The organism is Streptomyces sp. T39, from assembly GCF_008042045.1.
In the GTDB taxonomy this organism is placed as follows: Bacteria; Actinomycetota; Actinomycetes; order Streptomycetales; family Streptomycetaceae; genus Streptomyces.
The window spans coordinates 1-651 of record NZ_RDBP01000254.1; the positions used below are offsets into that span (position 1 = coordinate 1).

The 651-nt window shown below is 75.0% G+C and carries 1 pseudogene; it reads right to left on the bottom strand.

The window, feature by feature from the left end:
- Positions 1 to 526: pseudogene (locus EAO77_RS39360) on the bottom strand (hypothetical protein); the annotation flags it as partial.
- Positions 527 to 651 lie beyond the last annotated feature (125 nt).

Sequence of the window (651 nt, forward strand, 5' to 3'; positions counted from 1 at the left end):
GGCGCTCCAGGCTCCAGGTCCGGTTGGAGAGGTACCAGAGCAGCGTGACGAGTGCCACGGGCACCGCCGCCGCGAGGGCGAGACGGCGCCCCGGCTGCGACCACCAGCCGCCCCGGTCGGCCGAGAGGAAGCCGAGCCAGGCCCGCTCCCCCGCGCACGCGGCGGAGCCGGCGCATTGCCAGGCGACCAGGTCGAGGGCGACCGCGCAGGCCGCGGCGGTGAGCAGCACGGTGAGGCTGAGCGCGACCAGCCTCACCAGCAGTCCGTAGAGGCGGGTGGTGCGCCGGCTGCCGCGGGCGCGCGGGCCCTGTGGCTGCTGCTCCTGCCGTTCATGGTCGCCAACCTCGCGCACTGGATGCGCCCGCGCGCCGTTGCCCGAGGTGAGGTTGGACCAGCAGTAGGCCTCGGGCACGGGCCGGTCGGTGTACCGCTCGGGCTGCTGCTCGGCCTCGGCGTCGTCGGTGCGGCGGTACACCGCCGCCTTCGTGTCGCCCGTTATCCGTACCGTGCGCGGGTCGCCGAGCATCTCCTCGGGGGTGGCTCCGCCGACGCCGTGGACGAGCAGTTCCAGGGCGGGGCCTTCGCCGTACGGTGCCTGGTGGGCAGGGGACACGGGCGCGGCTCGCTTTCCGTTCGGCTGCGGGATTCGGT